1 protein-coding gene is annotated in these 447 nt (G+C 55.9%); it reads left to right on the forward strand.

The genetic code is table 11. The features are described from left to right. The first annotated feature begins 70 nt into the window (after nt 1–70). Complete coding sequence (locus tag ACSZPU_RS26310) at nt 71–424, forward strand: ABC transporter transmembrane domain-containing protein (RefSeq protein ID WP_499004569.1); 354 nt, start codon at nt 71–73, stop codon at nt 422–424. Nucleotides 425–447: the final 23 nt, after the last annotated feature.

A 447-nucleotide genomic window follows, 5' to 3' on the forward strand; every position in this document is an offset into this window, starting at 1 on the left:
TAAAACGGTATGCCGATCATGAATACCATCGGAACCGCGAAGCGGTGACGCTCGCCCTGTAAGGGCGCTAATGTTCTATATGACGCTCTACGGCCTGCTGCACAGCGCTTTCACGGGCGTCAATACGCTGGCGCAATCCGTCGGCTATGGTCTGGCGATGCTTGTCAGCGTGGCGCTGCGTATCGGTGCCGGCTACTGCGGTATGCCGCTGATATTCGCTGGCGCCTACGCCATGATGGGCGAAGCGCGGCTGCGTATCGCCGACCATCTGGGTCGCTTGCCGATGGGTTGGTTTAATCGTCAACGCGGGGGCGATCTGGCCGCGCGGCTAACCTCGGATCTGGAGTTAATTGAACACCTCTGGTCGCATTTCTTAGATAGTGTCGTCACGAGGATAAAAATCATTGATAATAGGGCCTTCTAATCAGAAGGCCCTATTATCATGAC

Origin of the sequence: Phytobacter sp. V69, assembly GCF_965644215.1 — a bacterium.
Lineage (GTDB): Bacteria > Pseudomonadota > Gammaproteobacteria > Enterobacterales > Enterobacteriaceae > Phytobacter.

What these genes read in the sequence shown, in the direction of transcription:
- ACSZPU_RS26310 (WP_499004569.1), top strand. Translation starts at nt 71, where the DNA reads ATGTTCTATATGACGCTCTACGGCCTGCTGCACAGCGCTTTCACGGGC.